The sequence below is a fragment of the Rodentibacter heidelbergensis genome, from assembly GCF_002000125.1.
In the GTDB taxonomy this organism is placed as follows: Bacteria; Pseudomonadota; Gammaproteobacteria; order Enterobacterales; family Pasteurellaceae; genus Rodentibacter; species Rodentibacter heidelbergensis.
Window position 1 is genome coordinate 72636 of record NZ_MLHH01000003.1, and the last position, 13166, is coordinate 85801.

13 protein-coding genes and 1 tRNA gene are annotated in these 13166 nt (G+C 42.2%); 6 read left to right on the plus strand and 8 right to left on the minus strand.

Annotated elements, in window-relative coordinates; all coding sequences use genetic code 11:
- Nucleotides 1-7: 7 nt before the first annotated feature.
- The 3 genes from alr to pyk form a co-directional block, all read right to left on the minus strand.
- A complete protein-coding gene (gene alr / locus BKK48_RS00910) occupies nucleotides 8-1090 on the minus strand; it encodes an alanine racemase (RefSeq protein WP_077426347.1) in 1083 nt (360 codons plus the stop codon).
- Between the two features lie 9 nt (nucleotides 1091-1099).
- Entirely contained in the window at nucleotides 1100-2506 is a 1407-nt protein-coding gene (locus tag BKK48_RS00915; RefSeq protein ID WP_077426348.1) for a replicative DNA helicase, read from the minus strand.
- A 231-nt stretch (nucleotides 2507-2737) separates the two neighbouring features.
- Nucleotides 2738-4174: a pyruvate kinase gene (gene pyk / locus BKK48_RS00920; RefSeq protein ID WP_077426349.1), complete on the minus strand. Its 1437-nt coding sequence runs from the start codon at nucleotides 4172-4174 to the stop codon at nucleotides 2738-2740.
- 225 nt (nucleotides 4175-4399) lie between these two features.
- Here pyk and BKK48_RS00925 point away from each other — a divergent pair.
- The 6 genes from BKK48_RS00925 (at nucleotide 4400) to BKK48_RS00950 (ending at nucleotide 9899) form a co-directional block, all read left to right on the plus strand.
- Nucleotides 4400-4476: transfer RNA gene (locus BKK48_RS00925), tRNA-Val, on the plus strand.
- Nucleotides 4477-4593: 117 nt separating this feature from the next.
- Nucleotides 4594-5310: a DNA/RNA nuclease SfsA gene (gene sfsA / locus BKK48_RS00930; protein WP_077426350.1), complete on the plus strand. Its 717-nt coding sequence runs from the start codon at nucleotides 4594-4596 to the stop codon at nucleotides 5308-5310.
- A gap of 219 nt (nucleotides 5311-5529) precedes the next feature.
- On the plus strand, nucleotides 5530-6717 hold the full coding sequence (tyrS, locus tag BKK48_RS00935; RefSeq protein WP_077426351.1) for a tyrosine--tRNA ligase: 1188 nt from the start codon (nucleotides 5530-5532) through the stop codon (nucleotides 6715-6717).
- Between the two features lie 109 nt (nucleotides 6718-6826).
- A complete protein-coding gene (locus BKK48_RS00940) occupies nucleotides 6827-7768 on the plus strand; it encodes an aminoimidazole riboside kinase (RefSeq protein WP_077426352.1) in 942 nt (313 codons plus the stop codon).
- Nucleotides 7769-7819: 51 nt separating this feature from the next.
- Nucleotides 7820-8431 carry a glutathione S-transferase N-terminal domain-containing protein gene (locus BKK48_RS00945; RefSeq protein WP_077426353.1) on the plus strand — a complete coding sequence of 204 codons (612 nt, stop codon included), beginning with the start codon at nucleotides 7820-7822 and terminating at the stop codon, nucleotides 8429-8431.
- Nucleotides 8432-8438: 7 nt separating this feature from the next.
- The gene (locus BKK48_RS00950) at nucleotides 8439-9899 is read left to right on the plus strand and encodes a glycoside hydrolase family 32 protein (RefSeq protein WP_077426354.1); all 1461 of its coding nucleotides are present in this window, start codon (nucleotides 8439-8441) and stop codon (nucleotides 9897-9899) included.
- A gap of 52 nt (nucleotides 9900-9951) precedes the next feature.
- On the opposite strand, the gene BKK48_RS09820 is transcribed toward BKK48_RS00950, so the two are convergent.
- The 5 genes from BKK48_RS09820 to tnpA all read right to left on the minus strand — a co-directional run bounded on the left by BKK48_RS09820 (nucleotide 9952) and on the right by tnpA (nucleotide 12959).
- Entirely contained in the window at nucleotides 9952-10095 is a 144-nt protein-coding gene (locus BKK48_RS09820; protein ID WP_143538731.1) for a hypothetical protein, read from the minus strand.
- A 67-nt stretch (nucleotides 10096-10162) separates the two neighbouring features.
- Nucleotides 10163-10801 (minus strand): bifunctional phosphoribosyl-AMP cyclohydrolase/phosphoribosyl-ATP diphosphatase HisIE, encoded by a 639-nt coding sequence (hisIE, locus tag BKK48_RS00955; protein ID WP_077426355.1) that lies wholly within the window; start codon nucleotides 10799-10801, stop codon nucleotides 10163-10165.
- Between the two features lie 131 nt (nucleotides 10802-10932).
- Nucleotides 10933-11706: an imidazole glycerol phosphate synthase subunit HisF gene (hisF, locus tag BKK48_RS00960; RefSeq protein ID WP_077426356.1), complete on the minus strand. Its 774-nt coding sequence runs from the start codon at nucleotides 11704-11706 to the stop codon at nucleotides 10933-10935.
- On the minus strand, nucleotides 11688-12437 hold the full coding sequence (gene hisA, locus BKK48_RS00965; RefSeq protein ID WP_077426357.1) for a 1-(5-phosphoribosyl)-5-[(5-phosphoribosylamino)methylideneamino]imidazole-4-carboxamide isomerase: 750 nt from the start codon (nucleotides 12435-12437) through the stop codon (nucleotides 11688-11690). The genes hisF and hisA overlap by 19 nt, the downstream gene beginning before the upstream one ends.
- 66 nt (nucleotides 12438-12503) lie before the next feature.
- Nucleotides 12504-12959, minus strand: coding sequence for an IS200/IS605 family transposase (gene tnpA, locus BKK48_RS00970; RefSeq protein ID WP_077426358.1), 456 nt, complete (start codon nucleotides 12957-12959; stop codon nucleotides 12504-12506).
- Nucleotides 12960-13166 lie beyond the last annotated feature (207 nt).

Below are 13166 nucleotides of genomic sequence, written 5' to 3' on the forward strand. Positions count from 1 at the left end.
TTAAACATTAATCTACATACTCGGTGATAACCCTTGGCGTTAATTTCGTAATCAATTCGTAACTTAATATGCCGGTAAATTGAGCCACGGTTTCAATCGGTAATGCCTTACCCCATAAAATCACTTCATCCCCCACCTGATCTTGGCTATCCGCCCCTAAATCAACCGTTAACATATCCATAGAAACCCGCCCGACAATCGGTACGATACGTCCGTTTAAGTAAACCGGGGTTCCCTCCGGGACATCACGGGGATATCCATCGCCATAACCAATCGCAACCACGCCGATTTTGGTATCATTTGGGCTTGTCCAAATTCCCCCATAGCCTACCGGCTCGCCTTTTTTATGATGACGTACGGCAATCAGCGAAGAGGTTAAATCCATCACCGGGGTTAAGTTAAATTCTGACCCTACGGTATCGGTTGGCGAAATACCGTACATAATAATACCGGGACGAATCCAATCTAAATGTGAGGCAGGCCAAAATAAAATCCCGCCTGAAGCCGCAATACTCCGCTCACCGATTTTATCTTCAGTGGCGGAAAGGAAACGCTCAATTTGGCATAGGGTATAATCAGACTCTAGTTCATCAGCACGGCTAAAATGGCTCACGAAGCCTAAGTGCGGTTGAATTTGGGGGAGTTTTTTCAATGCTTGATAAAATTCATCCACCTCTTCCAAAGCCACCCCCAAGCGGTGCATGCCGGTATCAATTTTAAGCCATACTTTAATTGGGCTTGGGAGGCTTGCTCGTTTTAAGGCTTCCAATTGTTCATGATTATGCACAATGGTTTCAATATTATTCACCGCAAGGATCGGCAAATCCTTTTCATCAAAAAAACCTTCGAGCAATAAAATCGGTTTTGTGATGCCGTGTGAGCGCAAAGCCAGTGCTTCTTCTAAACGGGCGACACCAAAACAATCTACCGTCTGTTCGAGTGTCGATGCCACAAAGACCACGCCATGCCCATAGGCATTGGCTTTCACTACGGCGATAATTTTACTCTGCGGGGCTTTTTGTTTAATGACGGCTAAATTATGTTTTAAGGCTTGAGAACTAATCTTTGCCGTTGCCGGTTTTACGTTCATTATTTATCCTTAATAATTATCATAATACTCACGTTGTTCAGCAAGATTATCAAAGCGGGAGAACTGTCCGTTAAATTTTAATCGCACCCGTCCAATCGGGCCGTTACGTTGTTTACCGATAATAATTTCTGCTACCCCTTTATCTTCCGAGTTATCGTTATAGACTTCATCACGATAAATAAACATAATCAAATCGGCATCTTGCTCGATAGAGCCGGATTCACGCAAATCCGAGTTAACAGGACGTTTGTCTGCACGTTGCTCAAGGGTACGGTTTAACTGAGAAAGGGCAATAACCGGCACTTCTAATTCTTTGGCTAAGGCTTTTAAAGAACGTGAAATTTCGGCAATCTCTAAAGTACGATTATCAGAAAAAGCCGGAGCGCGCATAAGCTGCAAGTAATCCACCATAATCAAACTTAACCCCCCATTTTCACGGTAAACACGGCGTGCCCGAGAACGTAATTCTGTTGGGGTTAAACCGGAAGAATCATCAATGTAAAGGTTATTTTTTTGTTTAAACATCCCAAATACACTGCTGATTTTATTCCATTCAATTTCATCCAACCCCTGCCCTGTCCGAATTTTGGTTTGATCCACCCGAGCCAGTGAAGCAATCATACGCATCATAATCTGTTCGGCAGGCATCTCTAAGCTAAACACTAGCACCGGTTTTTCACTTGCCATTGCGGCATTTTCACAGAGGTTCATCGCAAAGGTGGTTTTTCCCATGGAAGGACGGGCAGCGACGATGATCAAATCGGAAGGTTGAAGCCCGGCGGTTTTTTTATCCAGATCGGTAAATCCTGTTGTCACGCCTGTTACGCCGGAATGATTGTCTAATTTACTCAAGGTATCAATGCGGTTAATCGTATTTTCCAATACCTGGATGACATTTTGCGGCCCCTCACTGTCAGTACTCCGCTTTTCTGCAATGGCAAATACCTCACGCTCTGCCTCATCTAAAATCAGTTTAATATCTTGCCCTTTGGGTGAGTAACTGTTTTCTGCAATACGGTTACCTACGGCTATCAGCTCTCGCAAAATGGCTTTTTCACGCACAATATCCGCATAAGCCAAAATATTAATGGCATTGGGGGTATCGTTTGATAGCTCGGCAAGATAAGCAAACCCACCCACTTGCTCACTCATCCCCTTATTTTTTAATGCTTGATCGAGGGTAATAAGATCAATCGGTGATTGGTTTCGTATTAATTCTTCCATAGTTTGGAAAATCATACGGTGGGCAAAGGTATAAAAATCATCGGCAATCACCCGTTCGGCAATACCGTCCCAATGTTGATTGCTTAACATAATCCCGCCTAATACGGCTTGCTCGGCTTCAAGAGAATGAGGAGGAATGCTCACTTGGGCGGTTTGTTTATCGGATGATTTAATTTGTGGTTGAGATGCCATAAATACGTTGAGGTATAACAAAATTAGTGGCTATGATACCGCAAATAGCAGGGAGATTTAAGAAAAAAGTGCGGTCAGAAAAGACAAAGTTTTTTGAATGTTGGCTTTGCCAACAGCACCGAAGAGGTGAATAAATCACTTTGCTAATTGTTTTATCTGATGATGTTTTATCCCCCTATAAAAATAAAAAACGGTGGGAAAACCCACCGCTCTTTCTTCTCAATTTGCTGATTACTCAACGATTAAAGTACGACATACATTCGTATGTTTGATAGTTTCATCACCTTGAGTGAGTAATACCAAATCACCGGAATTTAAGTAGCCTTTTTCTTTCAGTAAAGCAATCGCGGCTTGTGCGCCATTCGCACTACGAGATTCTGTATCGCTAAATACCGGCGTTACCCCACGGTATAAGGCACAAAGATTAAGGGTTTCTTGATTACGGGATAAAGCGAAAATCGGCAACCCGGAGCTGATACGAGACATATATAATGCCGTACGGCCTGAATGGGTTAAGGTGATAATCGCCGCAATGCCTTTCATATGGTTAGCAGAATACATTGCCGACATCGCAACAGCTTCTTCAATATCTGTAAACTCTTTATCCATACGGTGACGGGAAACGTTCACACTTGGCATTTTCTCTGCCCCCAAACAAACACGCGCCATCGCAGCCACAGTTTCTGCCGGATATTGACCTGCAGCCGTTTCTGCTGAAAGCATTACCGCATCAGTTCCGTCTAACACCGCATTCGCCACGTCCATCACTTCTGCACGAGTTGGCATTGGGTTACTAATCATCGATTCCATCATTTGTGTCGCTGTAATCACCGCACGGTTTAATTGACGTGAACGACGGATTAATTTTTTCTGCACCCCGACTAATTCAGGATCACCAATTTCAACCCCTAAGTCACCACGAGCCACCATAATCACATCAGAGGCTAAAATAATGTCATCCATCGCCGCATCATCTACCACAGTTTCTGCACGTTCCACTTTTGCCACAATTTTCGCATTTAAACCTGCTTGTTGTGCCAGTTCACGGGCATAATTGAGATCAGCACTTGAACGAGGGAAAGACACGGCCAAGAAATCCACACCAATGCGAGCCGCTGTAATGATGTCTGCTTTATCTTTTTCCGTTAAGGCATCAGCCGATAAACCACCGCCTAATTTATTGATCCCTTTATTATTGGATAATGGGCCACCAACCGTTACTTCGGTAAAGACTTTCGCCCCTTCTGTGGATAACACTTTTAATTGCACACGGCCATCGTCTAATAAAAGAATATCACCCGGCACCACATCTTGCGGAAGGGTTTTGTAGTCTAAACCGACAGCCTCTTGATTACCTTCACCTTTTGGTAATTCCGCATCAAGAATAAATTTATCTCCGACATTTAAGAAAATTTTGCCATCTTTGAAAGTAGAAACACGAATTTTAGGCCCTTGTAAATCCCCTAAAATTGCCACCGTCTTACCTAATTTTTTCGCAATAGAACGAACACGTTCAGCACGCTCGATATGATCTTCAGGCGTACCGTGTGAGAAATTCATACGCACTACGTTTGCACCTGCCGCAATAATTTTCTCAAGATTATTATCGCGATCGGTTGCCGGTCCCATGGTACATACAATCTTCGTTCTTCTTAGTCTTCTAGACATTATTCTACTCCGTCAATATTAATATAAAAAAATAAAACCAACTCGCTCAAGCCTTTTGAGCAGAGTAAATCGGCGCGCATTATACGCTTAAAAAAACGCAAAATCAAAAAAGAGTTCCCCCTTTTCCCTCTTCGTTTTTTGTATATTTTTTTAGCATCTATAACAAATACCAAAGAAATTTCTTGTCTTAATAAAAAAAACTGTTTATTATCCACGCCATTCGATGCGACTATAGCTCAGTTGGTTAGAGCACCACCTTGACATGGTGGGGGTCACTGGTTCGAGTCCAGCTAGTCGCACCATCACTTATTTCAACGCCGTTCAATAGCGTTCAAAACAGAAACATAATAGCTAGATTTATCAAGGATCTAGCTATTTTTTTATCCGTTTTCGTTCAAAATTAACAATTAAGGATAATCATGCAACTTCCTGCTCTCCAATCTGCAAAATTAATTCGCCGTTATAAACGTTTTCTCGCGGATATTGAATTGCCCAATGGTGAAGTCATCACCATTCATTGTGCAAATACCGGTGCCATGACCGGTTGTGGCGAAAAAGGCGATACGGTTTGGTATTCTCATTCCGACAGTCAAACCCGAAAATACCCTCACTCTTGGGAACTCACCCAACTTGCCAATGGACAACTGTGCTGCATTAATACTCATCGTTCAAATCAGTTGGTGTTAGAAGCTCTGCAAAACAAGCAAATTAAAGAATTAGCGATGTATGATGAAATCTATCCTGAAGTCAAATACGGTGAAGAGAACAGTCGAATTGATTTTTTACTTAAAGGTGAAAACTTACCCGATTGTTATGTAGAGGTGAAATCCATCACCTTAGTAAAAGGCAATCTGGGGATGTTCCCAGATGCGGTTACTACAAGGGGACAAAAACATGTACGAGAGCTATTGGCAATGAAAAAGCAAGGTCATCGGGCCGTCGTACTTTTCGCTGGTCTGCATAATGGATTTGATCGTTTTAAAATCGCTGAATATATCGATCCCGATTACGATCGACTATTAAAAGAGGCTATAGCACAAGGTGTTGAGGCCTATGCTTATGCAGGTGAGTTTGAAATTTCAGCGGGAATTCCTACCGCACTTTCTTTAACCGAAGCCGTGCCATACATGAAATGATTTTTGAGAATTATTTTCATTTAGTTATTGACAGTGTTATTGATAATAATTATCATATCGACATTCTAATAACAACAAGCTGGTTTCAATAAAAAATATTCAGCGATAATCACTCCAACATTCCCGCCTATTTCCCACAAATAGGCTTTTTTTTTGTTCACAAATTTTTAAGATTCCCTATAATAAGCCCTTCTCAAAATCATAATTAGGAAATCAATAATGACTGATATTAATACTGTTCTCGCAGAACTGAAGCGTGGCACGGATGAAATTCTTTCCGAAGCAGATTTAATTGAAAAACTTAAAGAAAATCGTCCGTTAAGAGTAAAATTAGGTGCTGATCCTACTGCACCGGATATTCACTTAGGGCATACAGTCGTACTCAACAAATTACGCCAATTCCAACAGTTAGGTCATGATGTATATTTCTTAATTGGTGATTTTACCGGTATGGTGGGCGATCCTTCCGGCAAAAATACCACCCGCCCTCCCCTTAGCCGTGAAGATGTATTACGCAATGCGGAAACCTACAAAGAACAAATTTTCAAAATTCTTGACCCACAAAAAACCAAAATTGTTTTTAATTCCGAATGGTTAGGTCAATTAGGCACAGAAGGGATGATCCGTCTTGCCAGCAACTATACCGTTGCCCGTATGCTTGAACGTGATGATTTCAAAAAACGCTTTAACAACAATCAACCTATTGCGATTCACGAATTTATTTATCCACTCTTGCAAGGGCACGATTCTGTGGCATTAGATGCGGATGTGGAACTGGGCGGTACAGATCAGAAATTCAATTTATTAGTGGGACGTGAATTACAAAAATCAGCGGGTAAAAAACCACAGGTGGCGATCACCATGCCATTGCTTGTGGGCTTAGACGGTGAGAAAAAAATGTCCAAATCCCTCGGTAACTACATTGGTGTGACCGATGCGCCAAATGATATGTTCGGTAAAGTGATGTCGATTTCCGATGAACTAATGTGGGATTGGTATAATCTGCTTTCATTCCGTCCGCTAAGTGACATTGAACAACTCAAAAGTGATGTCAAAAATGGCAAAAACCCACGAGATGTGAAAATTTTACTTGCCAAAGAATTAATTGCCCGTTTCCACGATGAGGCGGCAGCCAATGCCGCAGAGCAAGAATTTATCAATCGTTTCCAAAAAGGTGCGATGCCGGATGAAATGCCGGAATTTACCTTTAATGGTGAAATTGGATTGGCAACGCTGTTAAAAGAAGCGGGGTTAGTGCCTTCCACATCTGAAGCGATTCGCTCAGCGCAACAAGGTGGCGTGAAAATCAATGGTGAAAAAGTTGATAATGTGAAAGAAAATGCGCCAAAAGGCACTCATGTTTACCAAGTGGGTAAACGTAAATTTGCACGAGTAACCGTGGAATAATAAAACACATCGAAAAATAACCGCACTTTTAAGGTGCGGTTTTTTCTAAAAGCAGAAGGCGAAAAGCATAAATCATTGATGCCTTCCTCTATTTATAAGGAAAATGACTATGAGCCATAAAATTTGGGTAACCGGTGATGCTGTGGTGGATCTCATTCCGGACGGTGAAAATCATTATTTACGTTGTGCCGGGGGAGCACCAGCAAATGTGGCAGTCGGCGTTGCCCGTTTAGGCAGTGAAAGTGCATTTATCGGCCGTGTAGGAAATGATCCACTCGGTCAATTTATGCAAGAGACCCTAAACTCGGAAAAAGTGGATACCTCCCATATGATTTTAGATCCGCAACATCGCACTTCAACAGTGATTGTTGGGTTAGACAACGGTGAACGCAGTTTCACTTTTATGGTCAATCCAAGTGCTGATCAGTTTCTGCAAACCAGTGATCTCCCGCCATTCCAAAGTGGGGAATGGTTACATTGCTGCTCTATCGCCCTCATTAATAACCCATCACGGGAAGCCACCTTTGAAGCCATTCGCCGTATCAAAGTAGCGGGGGGATTTTTCTCTTTCGATCCGAATTTGCGTGAGTCGCTGTGGTCGAGCCTAGAGGAAATGAAAACCGTGGTCATGGAAGCGGTCGCTTTAGCGGATGTATTAAAATTTTCCGAAGAAGAACTCACCCTTTTAACTAACACGGACAGTCTTGAAAAAGCCTTTGAAAAAATCACCGCACTTTATCCGGAAAAACTCATTATCGTTACTCTTGGAAAAGAGGGGGCGTTATATCACCTTGCCGGTAAAAAAGAGATTGTTGCGGGTAAAGCTTTAAAACCGGTTGATACAACCGGCGCAGGCGATGCTTTTGTGGGCGGATTATTAGCCGGTCTTTCTCAACATGAAAATTGGAAAGAGAACGACATATTAGTGAAAATTATCCGCCAAGCCAATGCTTGCGGAGCCTTGGCAACAACGGCAAAAGGGGCAATGTCAGCGTTGCCAAATAAAACACAATTAGCTGAATTTTTAGCAACCTCATCCAAAGGTGTGTGATTATCTCACTCACCTTCTTATTAAAGTGCGGTCATAAACGGAGGTATTTTTATGAAACTATGGTATTCCGATTCCAGCCCTTATGCGCGAAAAGTACGCACTGTGATGTATTATCACCAATTACAAAACCAAATTGAATTGTTACAAGCCACCAGTGGAATGGACAAAAATTCCCCCCACAATCAAGATAACCCCCTTGGGCGTTTACCTGCGCTTCAAATGGAAAATGGCGAATGGTTATACAACAGCTCACTGATTGCGGAATATCTCGATCATTTGGGTTCACAACCTTCTCTGTATGGTAGTGGGGAGCAACGTTGGCAAATTCTCCGGTTACATTATTTAGCCGATGGCGTGTTAGAAAATGAAATCGCCGTGATACCGGAGAAACGCCTACGCCCTCAATCAGAATGGTGGTTAGAGCGCCATCAACAAATTTTTCAGCGTACCGAACAAAGCCTTATTGCCATAGCGCAGTCGATTGATGTATTCGGTGAAGCGCTCAATATCGGTACAATCAATGCGGTCTGTGCCATTGATTTTCTGCTCTTCCGTGACGACTGGACGCATGCCTCTCAGCATTCCGCTATGGCCTCATTAAAATCTTGGGCGGAAAAAATGAATGCTCGCTATGCTTGTTTAAATGAAACTTATCCCAAATAGGACAACAATGATTATTTTCAATAACGGCAAATACAAAAGTCTTCTCGCTGCCGAACAAGGTGAACTTGATAGAATACGCAAAACAGTAGAAAGCGATAGAAATTTCTATCCGGTCTACCACCTTGCGCCTCCCACTGGGCTATTAAATGATCCGAATGGGCTGATTTTTGATGGCGAAAAATACCACCTTTTTTATCAATGGTTTCCCTTCGATGCCATCCACGGAATGAAACACTGGAAACATTTTATCACGACTGATTTCCAAACCTACCAAACCGCTGATGATTTAATCCCTTGTGAGTTATTTGAATCTCACGGTTGCTACTCCGGGGGGGCGTTAAAAGTGGGCGATAAACTGGCGATGTTCTATACCGGCAATACCCGCCGCCCGAGTGATAATCAACGCGTGCCTTATCAAAATTTAGCCATTTTTAACTTAGAGGGTAAATTGTTAAGCAAACGCCCCTTAATCGAAAATGCCCCTAAAGGTTATACAGAACACGTTCGAGATCCGAAGCCTTATTTCACAAAAGAAGGGAAAATCCGTTTTATTTGCGGGGCTCAACGTGAAAACCTTACCGGTACGGCTATTATTTTTGAAATGGATCATTTAGATGATACGCCACGTTTAATCGGTGAGTTGTCCATTCCTGCCTTTAATAATCAGGCGGTATTTATGTGGGAATGTCCGGATTTATTGAAATTGGCGGAGAAAGATATTTTTATCTGGTCACCACAGGGTAAACCTCATGAAGCACATCAATTCCAAAATAACTACCACGCCACTTATGCCATTGGACAATTAAAGGGTAATGAACTGGAGGCAGAGCACATTGCCGAATTGGATCAAGGCTTTGATTTCTATGCCCCTCAAACCTTTAGTGGATTGGAAAATAAAGCAAGCACCATTATGTTTGGCTGGATTGGCTTGCCGGATTTAACTTATCCAACAGATCAATTCAAATGGCATTCTACTCTCACTCTACCCCGTGAAGTGTGGTTAAACGACAATCGGTTATACCAACGCCCGATTGGCAAAATTTATGAAAAAATGACCGCACTTTCTACACAAACCTTACAACAACAAAGCCTCATTGCGCAGTTAGATCGTGCTTATTTGAAATTTGATGCGCAAAATCAGCCTTTCACCTTATCTTTCTTCACCAATGAAAGAGATGAAACTTTAAGGTTATCTTATAAAAACGGCTTAGTTTGTTTGGATCGCAGCCAATCCAAGCAAACGGAGCTGATGGAAAAATTTGGCGGGCAACGTTATTGTGAAATCGCCTCTCTTTATACCGTAGAAATTTTCTTTGATCGATCGATTGTGGAAATATTCTTAAATGACGGCGAAAAAGTGATGACCTCAAGATTTTTTATCGAAAATCGGGAAAACCTTGTCATATCTGATCGAGCCTTGACCGTTGAAATTGGCTATCCCCGGGCTATTGAATATTTTCATTCATAGTGGGGAAAAGAAAAAGTGCGGTCAGTTTTGACCGCACTTTGAAAGAAAAGTATTAACGATTGACGCCCCAATGACGGGTATCTTTATCAAATTTCATTCCTGAATGAGAACCTTCCGAACCATTAAAATACACATCTTTATTGGCACAAGCTGAAATCACCAATGCACCGACAATAACGAGTAATAATTTTTTCATAATACTGACCTTTTACTTCAATTAACATCGGCGCAAATTGTAACACAACACAAATTATTCCACAGCTTTATTTATTAGAACCTTCCGGATGCAAGCCAATTCCTTGATGACGCTCTTGTAATTTTGCAATCACATCACGCCATTCCAACCCTTGATGATGTAACAAGACGGTTAAGTGATAAATCAAATCGGCCGTTTCACTCACGATTTCCTGCTCCTCTCCCATCACGGCGGCTAAAGCAGTTTCAACCCCCTCTTCCCCAACTTTTTGGGCAATTTTCTTCATTCCTTTAGCATGAAGTGTCGCTGTGTAAGAGCTTTCAGGATCAGCATTTTTCTTCTCAGAAAGTGTGCGTTCCAATTTTGCAAACCACGTCCAATCCCCCTCACATTGGGTTTCAAATTGATGAAAACAACTTTCCGCTCCCGTGTGGCAGGTTGCACCAATAGGATTGGCTAAAATCAATAAGGTATCCTTATCACAATCAAGACTCATATCCACCACATGAAGAAAATTCCCCGAGGTTTCGCCCTTTGTCCATAAACGTTGTTTGGTACGAGAATAGAAAGTGACCCGCTTTTCATTTAAGGTTTTTTCCAATGCCTCGGGATTCATATAACCGAGCATGAGCACTTCGCAAGTTTTTGCATTTTGTACAATCACCGGTAAGAGATTATCGACTTTTTGCCAGTTGATGTTTTGCATATTTATTCCTTATCAAACCTAGCACGCTAAGTTGTGCGAGGTTACGCATTATTAAATCTGTATATCGGTGGCGACACCATTGAACTATACATGGACGATTGCGACAACGTCGCTATCGGTATTCGTAGAGATTAGCTTCTCACTTCCACGCCTTCCTCAGTCAAATATGCCTTCAACGCCCCAATTTGAATAATCTGTTTATGAAACACACTCGCCGCCAATGCACCGTCTACGTTGGCTTCAATAAAGGCATCGCGGAAATGCACCATTTCTCCTGCTCCGCCTGAAGCAATTAAAGGCACGTTGCAAATTGACCGCACTTTTTTGAGCTGTTCCAAATCATAGCCCTTTCTTACACCGTCTTGGTTCATCATATTTAGCACAATCTCACCGGCGCCTCGTTGTTGCACTTCTTTGACCCAATCAAGCAACTGCCATTGAGTTTGGTGGGTGCGTTTTTCATCACCTGTATATTGATTAACCCAATATTTCCCCGTTTCCTGCTCAAACCAACTATCGATCCCGACTACAACGGCTTGCACACCAAAACGATCCGCAAGTCGGGAGATCAAAGTGGGATCAGCGAGAGCGGGAGAATTGATCGAGATCTTATCCGCCCCAAAGGCAAACAGTTTTTCCGCATCTTCTACCGTCTTGATACCGCCTGCCACGCAAAACGGAATATCAATCACTTGGGCGACACGCTCCACCCAGCTTTTATCCACGGTGCGACCGTCTGATGAAGCCGTAATATCATAAAACACCAACTCGTCCGCCCCTTCCTGTGCATAACGTTGTGCAAGCGGGACAATGTCACCGATAATTTCGTGGTTGCGAAACTGCACGCCTTTTACTACTTGACCGTCTTTCACATCTAAACAAGGAATTATCCGTTTTGCCAACATTCGATCGCCTCCGCCACATTAAATTTTCCTTCAAGCAACGCCCGCCCTACAATCACACCAGCCACGCCTGTGCCTTTCAATGCTTCAATATCTGACAGACTTCCAATCCCCCCTGATGACTGAAATTGTACCTCAGGAAAAGCGCTACAAATTTCACGATAAAGCGCCACATTTGAACCAGCCAGCGTGCCATCACGGGAAATATCAGTGCAAAGAACCTGTTGTAAGCCGACTTCTCGGAAATCCTGAATTAAGGCTTCGAGTGAAACACCACTTGCCTCTTGCCAACCGCTAATCGCAATAATTTTTTGACCGTTTGCATCAATATTGACATCTAACGCCAATACAAATTTTTCTGCACCATATTTGCTAAACCAGCTTTTGACTAATGCCGGTTGCTTAACGGCCGTTGAGCCAATCACCACCCGATTTGCCCCAACTGCCAGTAAATCTGCCACATCTTGCTCTGAGCGAATACCACCGCCCACTTGGATCGGACATTGGACTTGCGCGATAATGTCACCAATCAGCTTGGTTTGGCGTTTGGCTGGGTCTTTCGCCCCAGTTAAATCCACCAAATGAAGCTGTTTGGCTCCCTGTTTCACATAATCCTGAAATTGTGCCACCGGGTTGTCACTATATAAGGTTTTTTGAGCATAATCGCCCTGATATAACCGCACGACTTGACCATCAATTAAGTCAAGGGCGGGGATAATTTGTGAGGTTTGCATATATTCTCCTATTCCTAGGGTAACAAGTTACCCTAGGTTAATCATAAACCTATCCCTTTGGGATAGTTATAAATGCTTTTCAAAATAGCTGTCGTTAAATGGTAAATCTTCTTCAAGAAAAAGATGTTTCATTTCATCAATAAAATTTTGAGAACGATGATGCTCTTTTTGTTTTTTAATATAGTTAATAATCTTTTGTTTATCTCGTTCGCCATAACTTAACGCACAATAACCAACAGACCATTCTGTAAAATCAGGAAATAAATCCGAGTGACTATCTAAAAATTGATGTGTCGTTATCTTTAATTTTCGAACAAATTCGGCAACAGACAATGTTTGATGAATACCGACAAATAAATGAATATGATCCGGCATCCCGTTTATACGATATAAAACACAGTGATGTTCCTGCGTAAATTTCCAAATATAGCGATACAATTCTTTCTCATATTGTTCATTAATACTTGACACACCGTGCTTTGTCCGAAAAATAATATGATATAACAAACGTGTATAGCTCATTTTTTCCTACCTCTACCCCAAGGGGGTAGGTTTATGCTTAACCTAGGGTAACTGCTTACCCTAGGCACAACAAATTACTATAATCCGAGGGTATAAATACCCACGGTTACGCATAAACATGTCCCTCTTGGAAACATATCTAGGGTAGTTTTGTTACCCTAAGCAGAAAAAAATTACAAGCTCCACTTCTAAGTTTTCGACCTCAAT

What these genes read in the sequence shown, in the direction of transcription:
- sfsA (WP_077426350.1), top strand. Translation starts at nt 4,594, where the DNA reads ATGCAACTTCCTGCTCTCCAATCTGCAAAATTAATTCGCCGTTATAAA.
- BKK48_RS00945 (WP_077426353.1), top strand. Translation starts at nt 7,820, where the DNA reads ATGAAACTATGGTATTCCGATTCCAGCCCTTATGCGCGAAAAGTACGC.
- tnpA (WP_077426358.1), bottom strand. Translation starts at nt 12,959, where the DNA reads ATGAGCTATACACGTTTGTTATATCATATTATTTTTCGGACAAAGCAC.
- hisF (WP_077426356.1), bottom strand. Translation starts at nt 11,706, where the DNA reads ATGTTGGCAAAACGGATAATTCCTTGTTTAGATGTGAAAGACGGTCAA.
- BKK48_RS00940 (WP_077426352.1), top strand. Translation starts at nt 6,827, where the DNA reads ATGAGCCATAAAATTTGGGTAACCGGTGATGCTGTGGTGGATCTCATT.
- pyk (WP_077426349.1), bottom strand. Translation starts at nt 4,174, where the DNA reads ATGTCTAGAAGACTAAGAAGAACGAAGATTGTATGTACCATGGGACCG.
- hisA (WP_077426357.1), bottom strand. Translation starts at nt 12,437, where the DNA reads ATGCAAACCTCACAAATTATCCCCGCCCTTGACTTAATTGATGGTCAA.
- tyrS (WP_077426351.1), top strand. Translation starts at nt 5,530, where the DNA reads ATGACTGATATTAATACTGTTCTCGCAGAACTGAAGCGTGGCACGGAT.
- BKK48_RS00950 (WP_077426354.1), top strand. Translation starts at nt 8,439, where the DNA reads ATGATTATTTTCAATAACGGCAAATACAAAAGTCTTCTCGCTGCCGAA.
- hisIE (WP_077426355.1), bottom strand. Translation starts at nt 10,801, where the DNA reads ATGCAAAACATCAACTGGCAAAAAGTCGATAATCTCTTACCGGTGATT.
- BKK48_RS09820 (WP_143538731.1), bottom strand. Translation starts at nt 10,095, where the DNA reads ATGAAAAAATTATTACTCGTTATTGTCGGTGCATTGGTGATTTCAGCT.
- alr (WP_077426347.1), bottom strand. Translation starts at nt 1,090, where the DNA reads ATGAACGTAAAACCGGCAACGGCAAAGATTAGTTCTCAAGCCTTAAAA.
- BKK48_RS00915 (WP_077426348.1), bottom strand. Translation starts at nt 2,506, where the DNA reads ATGGCATCTCAACCACAAATTAAATCATCCGATAAACAAACCGCCCAA.